At 73.5% G+C, this 16,218-nt stretch carries 20 protein-coding genes and 1 pseudogene; 9 read left to right on the forward strand and 12 right to left on the reverse strand.

What is annotated here, in order from left to right; all coding sequences use genetic code 11:
• Positions 1-77 precede the first annotated feature (77 nt).
• Both ACTMS9_RS05910 and ACTMS9_RS05915 read right to left on the reverse strand, forming a co-directional pair.
• A pseudogene (locus ACTMS9_RS05910) lies at positions 78-224 on the reverse strand (ATP-dependent DNA ligase); the annotation flags it as partial.
• Positions 155-700 (reverse strand): ATP-dependent DNA ligase, encoded by a 546-nt coding sequence (locus ACTMS9_RS05915; RefSeq protein WP_441164337.1) that lies wholly within the window; start codon positions 698-700, stop codon positions 155-157. The pseudogene ACTMS9_RS05910 and the gene ACTMS9_RS05915, both read right to left, overlap by 70 nt.
• A gap of 314 nt (positions 701-1,014) precedes the next feature.
• Here ACTMS9_RS05915 and ACTMS9_RS05920 point away from each other — a divergent pair, with 314 nt between their 5' ends.
• The gene (locus tag ACTMS9_RS05920) at positions 1,015-1,203 is read left to right on the forward strand and encodes a hypothetical protein (protein ID WP_441144923.1); all 189 of its coding nucleotides are present in this window, start codon (positions 1,015-1,017) and stop codon (positions 1,201-1,203) included.
• A gap of 9 nt (positions 1,204-1,212) precedes the next feature.
• Here the strand turns inward: ACTMS9_RS05920 and ACTMS9_RS05925 are convergent, their stop codons facing one another.
• Positions 1,213-1,608 (reverse strand): helix-turn-helix domain-containing protein, encoded by a 396-nt coding sequence (locus ACTMS9_RS05925; protein WP_441164338.1) that lies wholly within the window; start codon positions 1,606-1,608, stop codon positions 1,213-1,215.
• A gap of 16 nt (positions 1,609-1,624) precedes the next feature.
• Between ACTMS9_RS05925 and ACTMS9_RS05930 the strand changes: the two genes are divergently transcribed.
• Positions 1,625-2,512 carry a serine hydrolase gene (locus ACTMS9_RS05930; RefSeq protein WP_441164339.1) on the forward strand — a complete coding sequence of 296 codons (888 nt, stop codon included), beginning with the start codon at positions 1,625-1,627 and terminating at the stop codon, positions 2,510-2,512.
• A gap of 153 nt (positions 2,513-2,665) precedes the next feature.
• On the forward strand, positions 2,666-3,634 hold the full coding sequence (locus ACTMS9_RS05935; RefSeq protein ID WP_441164340.1) for an MBL fold metallo-hydrolase: 969 nt from the start codon (positions 2,666-2,668) through the stop codon (positions 3,632-3,634).
• Between the two features lie 59 nt (positions 3,635-3,693).
• Here the strand turns inward: ACTMS9_RS05935 and ACTMS9_RS05940 are convergent, their stop codons facing one another.
• The 3 genes from ACTMS9_RS05940 to ACTMS9_RS05950 form a co-directional block, all read right to left on the reverse strand.
• Complete coding sequence (locus tag ACTMS9_RS05940) at positions 3,694-3,921, reverse strand: TM2 domain-containing protein (protein WP_088963721.1); 228 nt, start codon at positions 3,919-3,921, stop codon at positions 3,694-3,696.
• A 133-nt stretch (positions 3,922-4,054) separates the two neighbouring features.
• Positions 4,055-4,594 carry a DUF1697 domain-containing protein gene (locus ACTMS9_RS05945; RefSeq protein ID WP_441144917.1) on the reverse strand — a complete coding sequence of 180 codons (540 nt, stop codon included), beginning with the start codon at positions 4,592-4,594 and terminating at the stop codon, positions 4,055-4,057.
• A complete protein-coding gene (locus ACTMS9_RS05950; RefSeq protein ID WP_441144915.1) occupies positions 4,591-5,319 on the reverse strand; it encodes a dienelactone hydrolase family protein in 729 nt (242 codons plus the stop codon). Before ACTMS9_RS05950 ends, ACTMS9_RS05945 begins: the two co-directional genes overlap by 4 nt.
• 125 nt (positions 5,320-5,444) lie before the next feature.
• On the opposite strand from ACTMS9_RS05950, the gene ACTMS9_RS05955 reads away from it, so the two are divergent.
• Positions 5,445-6,518, forward strand: a complete 1,074-nt coding sequence (locus tag ACTMS9_RS05955; protein ID WP_441164341.1) for a hypothetical protein — start codon at positions 5,445-5,447, stop codon at positions 6,516-6,518.
• On the opposite strand, the gene ACTMS9_RS05960 is transcribed toward ACTMS9_RS05955, so the two are convergent.
• The 5 genes from ACTMS9_RS05960 to ACTMS9_RS05980 all read right to left on the reverse strand — a co-directional run bounded on the left by ACTMS9_RS05960 (position 6,437) and on the right by ACTMS9_RS05980 (position 10,966).
• The gene (locus tag ACTMS9_RS05960; protein ID WP_441164342.1) at positions 6,437-7,888 is read right to left on the reverse strand and encodes an amino acid permease; all 1,452 of its coding nucleotides are present in this window, start codon (positions 7,886-7,888) and stop codon (positions 6,437-6,439) included. The genes ACTMS9_RS05955 and ACTMS9_RS05960 overlap by 82 nt on opposite strands.
• A gap of 73 nt (positions 7,889-7,961) precedes the next feature.
• A complete protein-coding gene (locus ACTMS9_RS05965; RefSeq protein ID WP_441144909.1) occupies positions 7,962-8,525 on the reverse strand; it encodes an SOUL family heme-binding protein in 564 nt (187 codons plus the stop codon).
• Between the two features lie 40 nt (positions 8,526-8,565).
• Positions 8,566-9,291, reverse strand: coding sequence for a YqeB family protein (locus tag ACTMS9_RS05970; RefSeq protein ID WP_441164343.1), 726 nt, complete (start codon positions 9,289-9,291; stop codon positions 8,566-8,568).
• Entirely contained in the window at positions 9,288-10,070 is a 783-nt protein-coding gene (locus ACTMS9_RS05975) for an ABC transporter permease (protein ID WP_441164344.1), read from the reverse strand. The genes ACTMS9_RS05970 and ACTMS9_RS05975 overlap by 4 nt, the downstream gene beginning before the upstream one ends.
• Positions 10,067-10,966, reverse strand: a complete 900-nt coding sequence (locus ACTMS9_RS05980; RefSeq protein ID WP_441164345.1) for an ABC transporter ATP-binding protein — start codon at positions 10,964-10,966, stop codon at positions 10,067-10,069. Before ACTMS9_RS05980 ends, ACTMS9_RS05975 begins: the two co-directional genes overlap by 4 nt.
• A gap of 132 nt (positions 10,967-11,098) precedes the next feature.
• Between ACTMS9_RS05980 and ACTMS9_RS05985 the strand changes: the two genes are divergently transcribed.
• The 3 genes from ACTMS9_RS05985 (at position 11,099) to ACTMS9_RS05995 (ending at position 13,788) form a co-directional block, all read left to right on the forward strand.
• Positions 11,099-12,343, forward strand: a complete 1,245-nt coding sequence (locus tag ACTMS9_RS05985; protein ID WP_441164346.1) for a sensor histidine kinase — start codon at positions 11,099-11,101, stop codon at positions 12,341-12,343.
• Positions 12,322-13,020: a response regulator gene (locus ACTMS9_RS05990; RefSeq protein ID WP_441164440.1), complete on the forward strand. Its 699-nt coding sequence runs from the start codon at positions 12,322-12,324 to the stop codon at positions 13,018-13,020. The genes ACTMS9_RS05985 and ACTMS9_RS05990 overlap by 22 nt, the downstream gene beginning before the upstream one ends.
• Before the next feature lie 267 nt (positions 13,021-13,287).
• On the forward strand, positions 13,288-13,788 hold the full coding sequence (locus tag ACTMS9_RS05995) for a hypothetical protein (RefSeq protein ID WP_441164347.1): 501 nt from the start codon (positions 13,288-13,290) through the stop codon (positions 13,786-13,788).
• Positions 13,789-13,946: 158 nt separating this feature from the next.
• On the opposite strand, the gene ACTMS9_RS06000 is transcribed toward ACTMS9_RS05995, so the two are convergent.
• A complete protein-coding gene (locus tag ACTMS9_RS06000) occupies positions 13,947-14,732 on the reverse strand; it encodes a D-Ala-D-Ala carboxypeptidase family metallohydrolase (RefSeq protein ID WP_441144897.1) in 786 nt (261 codons plus the stop codon).
• A gap of 325 nt (positions 14,733-15,057) precedes the next feature.
• Between ACTMS9_RS06000 and ACTMS9_RS06005 the strand changes: the two genes are divergently transcribed.
• Both ACTMS9_RS06005 and ACTMS9_RS06010 read left to right on the forward strand, forming a co-directional pair.
• Positions 15,058-15,699: a DUF6642 family protein gene (locus ACTMS9_RS06005; protein WP_441144895.1), complete on the forward strand. Its 642-nt coding sequence runs from the start codon at positions 15,058-15,060 to the stop codon at positions 15,697-15,699.
• 54 nt (positions 15,700-15,753) lie between these two features.
• On the forward strand, positions 15,754-16,215 hold the full coding sequence (locus tag ACTMS9_RS06010; protein ID WP_441164348.1) for a PPOX class F420-dependent oxidoreductase: 462 nt from the start codon (positions 15,754-15,756) through the stop codon (positions 16,213-16,215).
• The last annotated feature ends 3 nt before the right edge of the window (positions 16,216-16,218 follow it).

The following is a 16,218-nucleotide window of genomic DNA, read 5'->3' on the forward strand; positions in this document are numbered from 1 at the left end:
CGGTCGCCGCGCACCCGGAACTTCTGCCAGCCGCGCCGGCCGGGCTCGTACCGGCCGTCCAGCCGTTTGACGACCACACCCTCGATCCCGGCCGCGGTGTAGGTGGTCGGCCACTCCCCGACCTCGTCCATGTCGGTGGTCTGCGGCGTGCGGGTCAGCTGCGCGGGCGCATCCTCGAGCAACTCCGCCAGCCGGGCCTGTCGGTCGAACAGCGGCGCGTTGATCGCGACGTGGCCGCCGGCGTCGGCGAGCAGATCCCACATGACGTAGTGCGCCGGTGTTCCCGCGCCATTATCAGCAGGCCCCGGCCGGCGGTGATCCGGCGCTGCAGTCGGGCGACGCTGATGCGCCCCCGCTCCCACACGATCAGCTCCCCGTCGAGGATCACCTGCGGTGGGAAGGTGTGGCGGATCGGCCGGGTGATGTCCGGGAAGTACGGGGTCAGGTTCTTGCCGGCGCGCGACTGCAGGTAGACGCCGGCCGCCTCGACGAAGGCGAGGGCGCGGAAGCCGTCCCACTTGGGTTCGTAGGCCAGGCGCGGCCCCTGCGGCACCGCGTCCACAGGGGCCGACAGCATCGGTGCGAACGGCCGCCGCATCACTGGCTCGGCCCGGCCGAGGGTCACCCCGGCCGGGCCGAGCCGCCCTGGCTGCGCACCGTGCTCATCCGGCCCCCTGCCGCGATCGTGCCGGACCGGCATGGCACCGCGGGCGCAGATCGGGAAGGGCGAATGGCTCAGCGCTCTTCTACCCTGAACACGACGACGCCCCGGGCACGGACCGGGGGGCTGTCGTCGTGTTCTCGGTGTGCCAGCTCCCCGTCGGGCTGGCGATGTCGTTCGCGACCCGCATGGGTTCACCAGGGTTACCTCGTGCAGGAGTAGAGGGCTACGCTTCCGACCGTGCATCCGCTTGGGCGCGGCGTGACATCCGCCGTCAGCGTGACAAGCCGGCTGCGGTGCCGGTACTTGCGGCTGTGCGACGAGGGCCCGCGCCCTACAGAGGAGCTGCCTGGATGAGTGGAGCAGAGAGGGAAGGCGGGAAGAAGAAGCCCTCACCGCTGCGTGGGCTCCTGGTCGGCCTCGTCATCCTCCTGATCTTCCCCGCTACCCGCGACATGCTGTTTACCCTCGGTGCTTGGATTCTGGGCGCCCTCGCCGCCGTGCTAATCGCGATCTTCATTTTCCTGAAGCCCAGGCGATAGCGCGAGCGGTTAGATCGGGTCTACCGCCAGCGTGCTCCGGCTGAAGGCAGCCAGGATCCGTTGATGGGTCTGGCGGGGGAGCGATAGTGACCCAGGTTCACCGAGCGGCGTACCGGGCCTGGCCGGCGCCTGACGCATCAGGTGGCGTACCCGAAGCTCGCCGGCCAGCAGCTCCTCGGCCTCGCCGAGCAGCAGCTGTCCGGCGGTGGTCAGCCGCACCTGCCGCCGGGACCGGTCGAACAGCTCCACCGCCAGCTCGCGTTCCAGGCGCTGGATCGACTGGCTCAGCGGCGGCTGCGCCATGCCCAGCGCCTCGGCCGCCCGGCCGAAGTGCAGCTCGCGGGCGACCACCACGAAGTGCCGCAGGTGGCGGAGCAGGTCACGCCCGGACCCTACGGCAGCCACCGGTTACCGTGCCGGGGTGGCAGCGGAGCAGCGCGTCGAGGAGATCTTCGCCCGGGCCGGCATCACCGGCAGCCTGCACGTCGTACCCGTGGACGGTCCGGCCGAGCGGGCGATCGCCGTGCGGGCGGACGAGCAGACCCCGATCGCCTCCGTGTTCAAGATCCTGCTGGTGCTGGAGTTCGCCCGGCAGGTCGCCGCCGGACAGCTCGACGCGAGCGAGCGGGTGCTGGTCCGGGCCGGCGACCGGCTCGGCGGGTGGGGGGTGGCCGGCTGCGCCGACGACGTCGAGGTGTCCCTGCGCGACCTGGCGTACTTCGCCATGTCGGTCAGCGACAACACCGCCGCCGACCTGCTGCTGCGCCGGGTCGGCGCGGACGTGCTGCCGATGCTCGCCGCCGAGCTGGACCTGCCGCGTACCCGGATCCTCGGTGGACCGAGGCAGCTGGTGGAGCTGATGCTCGCGGACGTGGGCGCCCGCACCGAGGCGGACTTCGCCCGCATCTTCCCGACCCTGCCCGAGGAGCGGGTCCGGGCGATGCGGGTCTTCGACCCCGCGCACACCACGTCGAGCACGGCCCGGGAGATCACCCGGCTGCTCGGCCTGGTCTGGCGGGACGAGGCGGGCCCCGCCGCGGCCTGCGCCACCGTCCGGGAGCTGATGTCGCGGCAGCTCTTCTGGACCCGGCTGGCCTCCGGCTTCCCGGCCGGGGTACGCGTCGCCGCGAAGACCGGCACCCTGCCCGGGCTGCACCTGGAAGCCGGGGTGGCCGAGTACCCGGACGGCAGCCGGTACGCGATGGCGGTCTTCGCCCGCACCGAGCGCCTCGCCACCCGCCGGATCGACGTCGACCTGGCCATGGGGGACGCCGCCCGGACGGCGGTGGAGGCGTTGCGGGCGGCCTGACTTTCCGCACACCCACACGCCACTTAGGCGGCGGTGAGCTGGACCGATATCGCTCCGGATATCGCCCACGCCGGTCTTCGATCTTGGACGGGGCGGCGGGCGTGGTGGTGAGGTGGGACCGACCGCGCACACCGCAGACGGGGAGGATCCACCATGTCCGCACGCCCGCTAGACCGCCGCCGCTTCCTGCGTACCACCGCCGCCGGGGCCGCCATGGTGACCGCCGGCGGACTCGCCACCGGGACGCCGGCGCAGGCCGCGCCGACCGCCGCCGCCGGCCGCACCCGCCAGGGTGTGGTGGGCTTCCGCTGGTGGGGCACCTCCGGCTGGCGGATCGACATCGGCGACCGCACCGTCCTGGTCGACCCGTACCTGAGCCGTTACGACACCGGGCTGTTCCGCGGCGCCTTCGACCCGGCCACCCCGCTGACCGTCGAGACCGCCGTCGTCGACTCCCTCGTGGACCGGGCCACCACCGTGCTGGTCACCCACACCCACTGGGACCACTACAACGACGTGCCGCACATCGCGAAGAAGACCGGCGCCCGGGTCTTCGGCACGCTGACCGCGTACCACCTCGGGCTGGCGTACGGGCTGCCGGCGAGCCAGCTCAGCCCGGTCAAGGGCGGGGAGGTGCTCGACTTCGGCGACCACACCGTCGAGGTGGTCAGCTCCCTGCACAGCCGCAACGCCGGCTGGTCGATGGCCTTCCCCGGCGTACGGGTCAGCCAGCCCACCCGGCCCGCCACCATCGCCGACCTGCCCGAGGGGGACACGCTGGCGTACCAGGTGCGCGTCGACGGCGGTCCGGCGGTGTTCTTCATGGGTGCCAGCGACTTCGCCGAGCGCAACCTCACCGGGCTGGCCCCGGACGTGGCGATGGTGGCGTTGCAGTCCACGACCGCGACCGCCGACTACGTGCCCCGGCTGATGGCCGCCCTGGACCACCCGAAGGTCGTGGTGCCGGTGCACTGGGACAACTTCGAGACCCCGCTGGCCAACCCGCCGGTCGTCGGTCCCGCCGACCGGCGGCGCCTCGACGACCTGGTCGCCGCCGTCCGCCGGGCCTCGCCGCGCACCCGCGTGCTGGTGCCGGAGTACGGGACGGCGTACCACTTCTGAGCGGGGACGCGGCGGGGCCGGGATCGCGAGGATCCCGGCCCCGCCGGCGTACGCCCGAATCACTTGGCGAGCGGCTGGCCCTGCTTGTCCTTGAAGGAGCCGACCAGGATCATGATGAAGTCGATCAGGGTCCAGATCCCGAGGCCACCGAAGGTGACCAGCTGGAGGACGCCGGTGCCGACCTTGCCGACGTAGAAGCGGTGCACGCCGAGGAAACCGACGAAGAAGCAGAGCAGCAGCGCGACGACCCAGGACTTCTGGGTGCCGACGGTAACGGGAGCGGTCACTGCGATCCTTTCTCAGGTGAGATAGCCGCGGGAGCGTATCGAGAGGCACCGACCCGAGGCAAGATCGTAAAACCGCCGACCAGCCGGACGGACGAGCAGTTCCGGACCGATATGGTGGCCCCGGCCGCTCCGGTCAGGACGCGGTCAGGTCCCGCAGGGCCCGCACCGACTTCCAGTTGCGGGTCGTGGCCACCACACCGAGCTGCTTCTCCAGGTACGCGTTGGTGAACTTCGACCGGCCGTACCCGCCGTCGGGGAAGTGCAGGTGGACCTCCCGACCGGCCACGGTGAACTCGACGTTCTCGTTGCCGGGCACGGTCAGCGCCGCGACCTTCGCCTTCGTCGGGGCCGTGGCCAGGAAGGCGACCAGCAACCGGGTCGGGTCGTCCTGCCGGCCGGCGTACGGGCTGCCGTCGACCACCGCTGCCAGCTCCGCGCCGCTGCGGACCAGCACCGGCACGGTCAACCCCAGCTCGCCGGCGAGCGCCTGTTCGATGCCCTTCGCCAGCCGGGCGGCGTCGGTGGAGGTGCTGCCGAACACGACGTTGCCCGACTGGAGGTAGGTCTTCACGTCGGCGTGCCCCAGATCGGCGACCAGGCGGCGCAGGTCGGCCATGGACAGCCGGGTGGTGCCGACGTTGACGCCGCGCAGCAGCCCCGCGTACCGGATCATGCCGGCTCCCCGGCGGTGCTCAGGTGCCGGTCGAAGAAGGCGACGATGCGGCGCCGGGCCTGGGTCGCCGACGGCTCGTGCGGCCCGCCACCGACGCGGGCCACCACCTGCTGCATCCGGGTCAGCTCGCCCGGCCGGTGGTGGTTGAGGAAGCCGTGCCGCGCCTGCGGGTAGACGGTGACCTCGTGCGGGACCTCATTGGTGGTCAGCGCCGCCTCCAGTCTGGCCGGGGCCGACCGGAGGCTGACGTCCTTTCCGCCGAAACTGCCGATCACCGGGCACGCCTCGGCCAGCAGCCGTTCGGCGGCCTTCGGTACCTGCCCGTAGTTGATGCTCGCGGCGGCGAACCCGTGCCCGGGCGCGAGTTGCAAGGCGAAGCCGCCGCCCATGCAGAAGCCGATGACCCCGATCCGGCCGGTGCAGTCCGGCCGTCCGGCGAGCCAGGCGCGGGTCGCGTCCAGTTCGTCGAACGCGCGGCCGGTGCCGCTGAGCAGCGCGCGGAAGGTCGCGCGCACGCAGCGGCCCCGCTTGTCCCACGAGTAGAGGTCGGGGGCCACCGCCAGGAAACCCTCGCCCGCCAGCCAGTCCACCTGGCGGCGGACATCCGGCGTCAGGCCGAAGGCGTCGTGGACGACGACCACGCCGGGCCGCGGCCGGTCACCCTCCGGTTCGCTCAGGTACGCGGGCAGCGTCCCCTGAGCGGTCGGGATCTCCACGTCGGCCACGGAGCCTCCTCACCTGTCGACGCCCGGTACCGCCCAGCCTAGGCAGACCCGCTACTCACGTGAAGGCGCGAAGCGCCCTGATAACGGACACCACGATCACGGCGGCGGGGGACTACCGTGCCAGGATGCGCGCCCTACGCCCCGCCGCCGGCCTGCTCCTCGCGGCCACCGCCGTGGTGCTCTGGGCGGTCGGCATGACCGTCCTGCAACCGCTGACCGAGCCGATCGGGCCGTGGCCGGAACGGTTGGCGGGTATCAACACCTACTGGGCGCGCGACGTCCGCTTCCTCGCCATCCTGCTGGTCGCCCTCGGGTTGGTGCTGGCCGGCGGGGGCGACCGCCGGTGGACCCACCCCGCGCTGGTGCTCGGCGCCGGGGCGGTGGTGGCGGACGTGCTGCTCGACCGGGCCGACGTCACCGGCGTCCCGGCGACCGTGCTGCTGGTGGCCGGCGGTTGGGCGGCGGTCGGCCTGCTCACCGCGTTCCTGGTCCGCCGGCACGGGCGACCCGGCCGGCCGGTCCACTGGCAGCACCGCCGCGCCCTGGGCATGGCGGCTGCCGTCGCCGCGACGCTGGTCGTGGTGGCCGGCGCGCTGCGGTCGCCCACCGACCGGGAGCCCGAGCTCACCCCGGCCTGCCTCGCCGCGGCGGCGCTGTCGCTCGCCGCGTCGCTGGGCTGCGCACTCGCCGCCGCCCCCGCGCCCGGCCGGGAGCGCCGGTGGTGGGCGCTCGGCCTCGCGCTGGCCGGCGCGGTCGGCCTGGCCGTCGGCCGGCTTCTCCCACCCGGTCACCGGTGGTGGCCGGTCCTCGCCCTCGGGGTGGTCCTGCTGACCGGTACGACGCTGCTGTCCTGGGACCGCCCGGGCGGCCGCCCGCCGTGGCGGCGGCACGCCATGGCCGCCGTCGCGATGCTCCTCGGCCTGCCGACCGTGGGCTGGCTGGCGCTGCTGGCCCAGGCCGCCCTGCCGGTGGGCGCCGTGCTCACCGCCCGGGCGGGCAACATCGCGGTCGACGCCATGGACACCGACGCGCTCTGGTCGCTGGCCGGCCTGCTCACCGGCCTGGTGCTGGGGCTGCTGCTGGCCTGGCCCAACGCCCTCGGGCACCCGGCCGGGGGTCAGCCCCGGCCGGCGGCGCCCGGACCGGAGGGACCGCCGGGACCGGACGGGCCGCGCCGGGCCAGCGCCGAGCGGCGGTAGCCGTACAGGGCGTAGATGACCGCGCCGATCACGAACCAGACCGCGAACCGCAGCCACGTCTCCGGGGCCAGGAAGGTGATCAGCCAGACCGAGAAGAGCGCGCCGACCGCCGGCACCACCGGCATACCCGGCAGCCGGAACGTGCGCGGCGCCTCCGGGCGGCGGTAGCGCAGCACGATCACCGCGATGCAGACCACCACGAAGGCCAGCAGGATGCCGATGTTGGTCAGCTCCGCCGCCTCCCGGATCGGCAGGAAGCCCGCGATCAGCGCGGAGCCCACCCCGACGATCCAGGTGACCCGGGTCGGCACCCGACGTACCGGGTGCACCTTGGCGAACCAGGACGGCAGCAGTCCGTCCCGGCTCATCGAGAACCACACCCGGGTCACCCCGAGCATGAAGGTGAACATCACGGTGAGGATGCCGATGATCGCGCCGACGGCGATCACGCTGGCCAGGCCGGAGAGGCCCACCGAGGCGAACGCCGAGGAGAAGCCGCTCTCCGGGTCGATCTCCCGGTAGTTCTGCATGCCGGTGAGCACCAGCGTGGCCAGCACGTACAGCACCATCGAGATGAGCAGTGAGTAGATGATCGCCTTGGGCATGTGCCGGCGGGCGTCCCGGGACTCCTCGGCGGCGGTGCTCATCGCGTCGTACCCGAAGACGGCGAAGAAGACGGTGGCCGCGCCGGTGAACGCCCCGCTGAGGCCGAACGGGAAGAACGGCGAGTAGTTGGCCGTCCGGATGTGGAAGAAGCCGACCACGATGACCAGCAGCACCACGGCGACCTTCAGCCCGACCACGAACGTCTCGAAGCGGGCTGCCGTCTTGATGCCCAGGGTGAGCAGGTACGCGATGAGCAGGCAGAGCACCACGGCGAACAGGTCGACCACGTGCCCGTCGCCGGTGCCCGGCGCGCCGAGCATCCAGGCCGGCAGGTCGAGGCCCAGCTCGCCGAGGAGGAAGCCGAAGTAGCCGGAGATGCCGATCGCGACCACCGCCACGATCGCGGTGTACTCCAGCAGCAGGTCCCAGCCGATGAACCAGCCGACCGCCTCGCCGAGCACCACGTAGCCGTAGGTGTAGGCCGAGCCGGCCTTCGGGATCATGCCGGCGAACTCCGCGTACGACAGCGCGGCCGCCGCGCTGGCCAGGCCGGCGATCAGGAACGACACCAGCACGGCCGGGCCGGCGGTCTCGCTGGCGACCGCCCCGGCCAGGGCGAAGATGCCGGCGCCGATGATGCCGCCGATGCCGATCGCGGTGAGCTGCCACAGCCCCAGCGAGCGGGACAGCTGCTCGGTCGTGTCGGCGATCTCCTCGACCGGCTTGCGGCGGAAGATGCCGGTGCCGTTGCCTGCGGAGCTCATCGTCGTCCCCTTCACCCTCAGTGTCGAGTCCCGCCGGGGGACGTACGCCCCAACGACGCGACCCGGGCCCCGGTCACTCGACGACCGGGAGCACGACCTCGTTGCGGCGCAGGAACCAGGGCTTCCACGGTGGGTCGAAGCGGGCGTACCGGATCGCGCCGGTGGGGCTCAGCCCCGCCGCGGTGACCGCCCGGCCCAGCGCGGTTGCCCGCTGTTCGAACGCCTTCTGGCTCCACCGGCCGGAGAACCGCATGGCGGCGGCGAGCTGTGCGGGGACCTCCCGGATGGTGATCCGGGGATCCTCCGGTTCGGGCGCGGTGGCGGCGGTGAGCGCGGCCGGCAGCACGAAGCGCACCACCCAGCAGCCGGGTCGCTCACCCTCCTCCTGCACCATCGGCGCCGTCCGCGCGATCTGCTCGGAGCCGGCGGACTCCTGCACCACCGGGGCGGTCATGCCGACCTTCCGCCGGGACCGGTTCGCCCCGGAGATGTACGCGGCCAGCGGCCGGAACCCCGCGCTGCCCGCCTCCAGGAACGATCCGTCGACGCGCAGCTCGGCGACCAGGTGGGCGGGGTACCGGCGCAGCTCGAAACCGGGGTGCCTGGCCACCACCCGGTACGGCTGCTGCTCGGTCATGGGCCACGCTCCCGGCCGTCAGGGCTCCTCGACAGCCACGCTACAGTCCGTCACCGCTTTCCTCCGGGTGAAGCGGAAGCCGGACCAGCCGCCAGTACTGCCGCCCGTCCTCGTCGCGTACCACCACCCCGAGCCGGGCCAGTTCCCGGCGCAGGTCCCGCGCGTCGTCCCCGCGCCGGGCGTCGACGGCCCGCTGCCGGGCCCGCAGCAGCGCGTCCGCGCCGGCTGGCAGCCCCGGCAGCCCCTCCACCCACCGCCGGTACGCGTCCCGGTGCGGGTCGTCCTCCTGCCACGGCCAGCCCTGCGCGGTGAACGCCGTGCGCAGCCGCTCGCGGCTCAGGTCCGACTTCTCCCGGGCCAGTTCGGCGCCGTCGGAGTCGAGCAGTACCAGCGCCTTGCCGTCGACGAAGACGCAGGCGACCGAGGCGCGGGCGATGTCCCGGCCGTGGCCGTCGCGGTGCAGCCGCACCGCCGTCCGGTCGACCGTCACGGTGAGCCGTTCCCGCGTCCCGACGTACGCGACGAGCAGGCCGGCCAGCGCCGGCAGCGCCGTACCGCCGGCCAGCGCCTGCCGCTCGGGCAACCCGGCCAGCAGCTCGAACCAGCCCTGGAACGGCACCCACGGCAGGTCGGCGAGCCAGCCGGACACGGCGGTCAGTGCCGCGCCCAGCCCCGCGCCGAGCAGCGGGAACCCGCCCCACATCAGCACCAGCTCCCCGACGCCGCCGTCGACCACCCTGGCCTGCTCCTCGGCGCGCACGCTCACGCCACCTCGCTCCGCAGGGTGCGGACCAGGCCGACGGCGAGCGGTGCCACCATCCAGACCAGCAGGGACACCCCGAGCCGCCCCCACTGCCCGGCGGTCACCTCGGCGCCGAACAGCGGCTCCATGGTCACCGAGGTGTCCAGCCAGCGGGCCGGTCCGCGCAGCGCCGCGACCGTCATGGCGAGGATGCTCCACACGGTGGGCAGCAGCAGGTAGGTCACGATCGCCAACGGGGTGTTCAGCAGCAGCAGGCCGAAGGCGGCGCCCATCAGCGCGCTGGTGACCTGGAGCACGGCCGCGTGCCCCAGCTGGGACCAGTCGAAGATCCAGCTGCCCGCTCCGCCGGTGGCCCGGGCGGCCAGCGTGCCGACGGTGGCCACCGCCAGGCTGACCGCCACCGACGCCAGCGCGGCCAGCACCACCGCGGCGAGCTTCGCGACCACCACCCGTTCCCGGCGCGGCACCAGTGCGAAGGTGGTCAGCGCGGTGCGCTGCGACCACTCGGCGGTGATCGACAGGATGCCCAGCACCGGCAGCAGCAGCCCGACCGGCAGCAGAGACGCGGCGAAGAACGCGGTGAACGTCTGCGCGACCTCGTCGAGGACGAAGAGCTGCACGGTGACGATGGCGGCGGCGATCAGCCCGATGGTGACCAGCAGCCAGCCGCCGGCCCGGGTGTCGGCGAGCTTGCGCAGCTCCACCTCGGTCAACCGGACCAGCGACGGCCCGGCAGGCGTGGGACGGACGGTCACGGCGGGTGCGGCGGTGGTGGCGGTCATTTCACGGCTTCCTTCGTCGACGTGCCGGCGGTGAGGGTGAGGAAGAGTTGTTCCAGGCCGCCGCTGCCGGCGGGCCGCAGCTCGGTCAGGACGAGGCCGGCGTCCGCGGCGGCCTGCCCCACCGCCTCGGCCTCGGCCCGCACCAGGAGCCCGCCGTCGGCGCCCGCGTCGGCGGGCAGGCCGGCCCGGTCCAGGGTCAGTCGCAGCGCCCGCGGGTCCCGGGCGCGGACCAGGGTGCCGCTGCCGGCCAGCAGGTCGTCCTTGCCGCCCTGCGCGACCACCCGGCCGGCGCCGATCACCACCAAGCGGTCGGCGACCGCCTCCACCTCGCGCAGCAGGTGCGAGGAGAGCAGCACGGTGCCGCCCCGGTCGGCGAAGTCGCGCAGCAGGCCGCGCATCCAGAAGATCCCTTCCGGGTCGAGGCCGTTGGCCGGCTCGTCCAGGATCAGCACCCGGGGGTCACCCAGCAGCGCCAGCGCCAGGCCGAGCCGCTGCCGCATCCCCAGCGAGTACGCCCCGACGCGCCGCTTCGCCGCCACCGCGTTCAGCCCGACCAGGTCGAGCTTGGCGGCGACCTGCCGCCGGTCGACGCCCATGGTCCGGGCGGCCAGGGTGAGTGCCTCCCGGCCGGTGCGCCCCGCGTGCTGGGCGGAGGCGTCGAGCAGGACGCCGATCTCCCGCCCAGGGTTGGCCAGCTGGCGGTAGGGGCGTCCGGCGACGGTGGCCCCGCCGGACGTCGGCGGGGTCAGGCCGCAGATCATCCGCATGGTGGTGGACTTGCCGGCGCCGTTCGGGCCGAGGAAGCCGGTGACCGTCCCCGGCTCGCAGTGGAACGACACGTCGTCCACGACGGCGTGCGGACCGTACCGCTTGGTGAGGTGTTCGACCGTGATCATGCCGTCGAGCCTGTCGGGGCCACCCGGCGTCGCGCTGCGGCCGGTGGTCGAGAGCCCGGTACACCTGTGGCCACGGCGGTCGTCGACTTTGGTAGCTGTCGCCGACGCCGGACGGCTACCTAGCATTGGCGGGTGAGCAGTGCCGCCGTACCCGAACTTCCCTGGCTGTTGCCGGGGGCCCTGATCCCCGCGACCCCGGTGGCCCGCCGCACGACGCGCGACTGGCTGGTCGACGGGCTCGCCTTCCTGCTCGCGCTGCTCTGGGCGCTGCTGGCCTTCGCGGACTCGGTCGGGCCGGCGCCGGAGTTCGCGCTCAACGCGGGGCCGTCCTGGCTCAACGAGGTCGACCTGGTGACGGGCCTGCTCACCGCGGCGGCCCTCTGGCTGCGCCGGCGCTGGCCGGTGGCCCTGGCCGTGGCCAGCCTGCCGCTGGCGGTCTTCTCCGTCACCGCGGCGGTGGCGCTGCTGATCATCCTGTTCACGGTGGCGGTGCACCGGCCGTTCCCGGTGGCGGCCACGCTGGTCGGCGCGCACCTGCTGGTGACGCCCGTCTACATCAGCGTCCGGCCCGACCCGGCCCTGCCGTTCTGGGCGGCGCTGATCTGGACGACGTCGTTCCTCGGCGGGGTGCTGGCCTGGGGGATGTTCGTCCGGGCCCGCCGCCAGCTGGTGACCTCGTTGCGGGAGCGGGCGCACCGGGCCGAGGCCGAGCAGCAGCTGCGCGTGGCCCAGGCCCGCCAGCTGGAACGCACCCGCATCGCCCGGGAGATGCACGACGTGCTGGCCCACCGGATCTCCCTGCTCAGCCTGCACGCCGGGGCGCTGGAGTTCCGGCCGGACGCGCCGCCGGAGGAGGTGGCCCGGGCGGCCGGGGTGATCCGGGCCAGCGCCCACGCCGCTCTGCAGGACCTGCGCGAGGTGATCGGGGTGCTGCGGGCGGAGACCGGCGAGGCGGAGCCGGAGACGCCGGAACGCCCCCAGCCGACCCTTGCCGACGTGCCAGCGCTGATCGCCGAGTGCCGGGCGGCCGGCGTCCGGGTGAGCACCGAGGACCTGGTCACCGATGCCGCGTCGGTGCCCGCCGCGGTCGGGCGCAGCGCGTACCGGATCGTGCAGGAGGGGCTGACCAACGCCCGCAAGCACGCCCCGGGTGCGGTGGTCCGGGTCGGGCTGGCCGGCCGGCCCGGTGACGGCCTCACCGTCGAGATCCGCAACCCGTGGCCGGTGGGGGAGCACGCCGCGCCGTCCATCCCGGGGGCGGGCACCGGGCTGGTGGGCATCGCCGAGCGGGTCGGGCTCGCCGGTGGCCGGCTGGAACACGGACGCGACCCGGCGGGCGACTTCCGGCTCGCCGCCTGGCTGCCGTGGCCGGCGTGACCGGCCAGGAGGCGGCACCGGTCCGGGTGCTGATCGTCGACGACGACGCGCTGGTCCGGGCCGGGCTGTCGATGATTTTGGGCGGGGTGCCGGACGTACGGGTGGTCGGCGAGGCCGCCGACGGCGCCGAGGTGCCGGCGGCGGTCGAGGCGTACGCGCCCGACGTGGTGCTGATGGACATCCGGATGCCCCGGGTGGACGGGCTGGCGGCGACCGAGGCGCTGCGGGCGCTGCCCCGGCCGCCGGAGGTACTGGTGCTGACCACCTTCGACGCCGATGACCAGGTGCTGCGGGCGCTGCGCGCCGGGGCTGCCGGCTTCCTGCTCAAGGACACCCCGCCCGCCGAGATCGTCCAGGCGATACGCCGGGTGGCGGCCGGGGAGGCGACCCTCTCCCCGACGGTCACCCGCAAGCTGATCACCCACGTCACCGCCGGCGGGCCGGCCGGCCCGGATCCCCGCCGGGAGCGGGCGCTGCGGCTGCTCGACGGGCTGACCGGGCGGGAACGGGAGGTGGCCGTCGCGCTGGGGCGGGGCCGGACGAACGCGGAGATCTCCGCCGAGCTGTACATGAGCGTGGCGACGGTCAAGGCCTACGTGTCGCGGCTGCTGACGAAGCTGGAGCTGAACAACCGGGTGCAGGTGGCGCTGCTGGTACACGACGCGGGCCTGGTCTGACGCCCCCGTGCTCGCCCTCAGGAAGGCACTCATTTTTGGTTGTATCACCGATGAGAGTATCGGTGGGATCGACGCCAATGACCTGGGGCGGCTGCTCGCGTGACCTGGGGCGGCTGCTCGCGCAGCGGGCCCGGATGCCCGGGGCCGGCGGAGGACCTCCTCACCGGGTGGCGCGATTGAACTTTCGTCCGGTTCGGGCCGTACCACTGGCCGAGGATGCGCTGCGGCGATCAGCCGCAATCGCTGCCGAGCTGCGGGAGGCCTGCCTTGCGAGTTGGTGAGCAGTCGACGGATCCCATCGATCAGATCCTGGGTGAGGTGCCGGTGCCGGCGCCGCTGACACCGGAGGACGTCCGGCTCGCGGTCCGGGCGGTGGTGGTGCACGCCGCCGAGGAGTGGCCCAACGGGCCGCTGTGCCGCAACGACGGCGCGTCGTACCCGTGCCGCCTGCACCGCTGGGGCCGCCGGGTGCTGGAGACGCACGGGCTCAACGAGCGTCAGATCGACGCGCTGATCCGGCACGGCAACCCCTTCGTGCACGTGCCGTTCCCGTTCACCTTCAACGGTCCCGCCACCGCCCGGGCCGACCGGCCGGCCCCGGTCCACCCGGGCCGTACCCCGACCGACCGGCCGGCCCACGGCCATCCGACGCGCGGCCAGACCGGCCGGGTCACCGCACCGGGAGTCCGGCCCGCCGTCCGGTCCGGTGGGCCCGGCCGTCCGGTGGCGCCCCCCGCCACCGCGCCGCGCTGGCCCCGGGCGAGCTGAGCGGAGGTACGACCGCCCGCATCGCCCGGGCGCCACCTCGCCGGCCGGCCCGACGGTCCCCTACCCCGGGCCGGGCCGGCGATGTCCTCGCCGACCGGTGTGCGCGACGTGGCGGCGTCCCACGGAGGGACACCGCCACGTCGGGTGGATCGTTCGGCTCAGTCGCCGCTGCCCACCCCGCAGTCCGGGGCGGACCAGGAGGTGGTGTTCGCCGTCCGGTCGCTGTTGTTCTCCCGGCGCGAGTCCACGTGCACGTGGGTGCTGTGGCCCGGGTACCCGGGGCCGAGGATCCCGCTGAACCCGTGGTTGCGCGAGGCCCGGGCGAGCTCGCACAGCGACCTGTTCCGCGAGGTCAGGTCGGCGGCGTTGCCGTAGAGGTGCTGGCTGTCCGACGCGCCGCCGACCTGGTTGTTGCAGGTGGTGCTGCGGAAGCCGCTGGTGACGTTGATCGGCTGGTCGCCGAGCCCCCGGCGCAGCGCCTCCAGCTTCCACATGGTCCGTACCGCGTTGGCCCGGGTCTGATCCGCCGACAGTGGGCCCCCGCTCCACCCGCTGCGGCCGCAGCCGTTGTCCAGCTCCGAGTAGCTGAAGTGCGCCGGGGTGCAGTCGTTGTCCTGCAACTGGTAGAGCTTGTTGAAGGTCTGTGGCCCGGCGATGCCGTCGCTGCGCAGCCCGTACGCTGTCTGGAACCGCTTGACCGCGGCGGCGGTCTCCGGTCCGTAGCGGCCGTCGATGCGGACGATCCCGCCGGCGCCGGCCCAACCGGCGACCCGGATCTGCAACTGACGAACGTCGTTGCCGGAGCTCCCGGCGGAGAGAGTGCGTTGCCAGGTGTAACAGCCGTCGGCGTGGGCCGCTGGAGCCGCGACCACCGCGGCGATCGCGGCGCCCGGCAGCGCCAGGGCGAACGCGACGGCAGCTCGCTTCAAGGTGTTCACGCGCACAGAAGTCCTCCCGATAGGAGAGCGATTGAGGTGACCCGTCAGGACATCGACCGGAACGTCCCGCGCTTTTCACCCTGACAGTTCCCCTGCCGGTTGGTGGCGATTAATGAGAATTGTCCTCACGATCGGCCGTCCCTGGGCATTGCCTGGGAATTGCGGTGAATTGCGAAACACCCGTTCGGAGCAGACATCGCGGGACCGGAATGGACGACCCGGCAGGTCGGGAAGGTGACACGGGGGAGCCGGCGGGCACACTCCGGGTGATGTCGCCGCACCGTCCGGGCCCGGTAACGTCAGGCGCGGCGGTGTGACGGGGGAGGTGGACGTGGCACGCGGTGGCGTCTTCTGCGTCGAGGGGCAGTGGCACCGGGACCTCAACGAGCGCGGCTCCGTGCTGCCCACCCTGGAGCTGCTGGAACGGCTCGGCCGGATCCGCTTCATCCACAAGGACGCCGCCACCCGGGACGAGCTCTTCTACTTCCTCGACCGCTGGCTGCTCAAGCAGTACGCCGACTACCGGGTCGGTTTCTTCGCCATGCACGGCGAGCCGAGCCGGCTCTGCCTCACCGACTGGGATTCCGTGGAGCTGACCGACGTGGCGCAGCGGATGGCCGGCCGGTGCGAGGGACGCCGGCTCTATTTCGGCAGTTGTTCGGTGCTGCGGGCCTCCGATGCCGTGCTACGCGACTTCCTGGAGGTCACCGGAGCGGCCCTGATCTGCGGTTTCACCCGCGACGTCGACTGGGTCGAATCGGCCGCCTTCGAAACCGTGCTGCTCGACGTGCTGTCCAACGGCCAGCGGCACAACGCCGCCGAGCTGCGGATGGGCTCGGCGCACTGGGCGCCGCTCGCGGCGTACCTCGGTTTCCGGGTGATCTACGCCAACGGCCGCGCCTGGCGCCCGCCGTCCCGGCCCCGGGTCCCCACCCAGGCGGCTCCCGGTGGGGTCTCCGGCCGGGCCCGCTGACCCGGCCCGGCCCGCGGCCGGAGCACGCCGGCCCCGGCCTGGTAGAACCGACGCATGGCACGCACCATCGCGAGCAACACCCGGGTCGACCGGGACGCCCTGATCGAGTTCATCCGCCCCCGACACCGGGTCCTGCTGATGACCACCCGGTCCGACGGCCGGCCGCAGTCCTCGCCGGTCTCCTGCGGCGTCGACGCCGAGGGCCGGCTGGTCATCTCCACCTATCCGGAACGGGCGAAGGCGGCCAACATCCGCCGCGACCCGCGCGTCTCCGCGTGCGTGCTCTCCGACGACTGGGACGGCCCCTGGGTGCAGGTCGACGGCACCGCCGAGGTGCTCGACCTGCCGGACGCTGTGGAGCCGCTGGTGGAGTACTTCCGCAGCATCTCCGGCGAGCACCCGGACTGGGACGAGTACCGGCAGGCGATGGTCCGCCAGGGCAAGTCCCTGATCCGGGTCACCATCGAGAGCTGGGGGCCGATCGCCACCGGCGGCTTCCCGGCCCGGCTGACCTGAGCC

Origin of the sequence: Micromonospora sp. L31 (genome assembly GCF_052068075.1) — a bacterium.
Taxonomy (GTDB): Bacteria; Actinomycetota; Actinomycetes; order Mycobacteriales; family Micromonosporaceae; genus Micromonospora; species Micromonospora purpureochromogenes.

Coding starts and splice junctions, on each gene's coding strand:
- ACTMS9_RS05965 (WP_441144909.1), bottom strand. CDS start 8,525: ATGACCGAGCAGCAGCCGTACCGGGTGGTGGCCAGGCACCCCGGTTTC.
- ACTMS9_RS05945 (WP_441144917.1), bottom strand. CDS start 4,594: ATGATCCGGTACGCGGGGCTGCTGCGCGGCGTCAACGTCGGCACCACC.
- ACTMS9_RS05935 (WP_441164340.1), top strand. CDS start 2,666: ATGTCCGCACGCCCGCTAGACCGCCGCCGCTTCCTGCGTACCACCGCC.
- ACTMS9_RS06010 (WP_441164348.1), top strand. CDS start 15,754: ATGGCACGCACCATCGCGAGCAACACCCGGGTCGACCGGGACGCCCTG.
- ACTMS9_RS05920 (WP_441144923.1), top strand. CDS start 1,015: ATGAGTGGAGCAGAGAGGGAAGGCGGGAAGAAGAAGCCCTCACCGCTG.
- ACTMS9_RS05915 (WP_441164337.1), bottom strand. CDS start 700: ATGCCGGTCCGGCACGATCGCGGCAGGGGGCCGGATGAGCACGGTGCG.
- ACTMS9_RS05955 (WP_441164341.1), top strand. CDS start 5,445: ATGCGCGCCCTACGCCCCGCCGCCGGCCTGCTCCTCGCGGCCACCGCC.
- ACTMS9_RS05975 (WP_441164344.1), bottom strand. CDS start 10,070: ATGACCGCCACCACCGCCGCACCCGCCGTGACCGTCCGTCCCACGCCT.
- ACTMS9_RS05980 (WP_441164345.1), bottom strand. CDS start 10,966: ATGATCACGGTCGAACACCTCACCAAGCGGTACGGTCCGCACGCCGTC.
- ACTMS9_RS05960 (WP_441164342.1), bottom strand. CDS start 7,888: ATGAGCTCCGCAGGCAACGGCACCGGCATCTTCCGCCGCAAGCCGGTC.